The 203-nt window shown below is 64.0% G+C and carries 1 pseudogene; it reads left to right on the top strand.

Features of this window, described 5'->3' with window-relative positions:
- A pseudogene (locus tag VH86_RS25990) lies at positions 1 to 203 on the top strand (hypothetical protein); the annotation flags it as partial.

Here is a 203-nt window from a genome sequence, read left to right on the forward strand (position 1 = left end):
GCGGTGCACGGCCTGGCGCGCCGTTTCTTCTGCCATTTTCTGCATCGCTGGTCGATCATCATTACCGACAGCGCGCAGACCAATGCGGCAAAAGTGATGTGGGAGGGAATGGTGGCCTGGGCACTGCGCGACCCGGAGCACTACGTGTACGTGTGGGACGGCACAGGCGAGTCTGGCTGCCTCCACCCGGTGCGCAGCTGGCT

The organism is Pantoea sp. BL1 (assembly GCF_000963985.1).
GTDB lineage: Bacteria > Pseudomonadota > Gammaproteobacteria > Enterobacterales > Enterobacteriaceae > Pantoea > Pantoea rwandensis_B.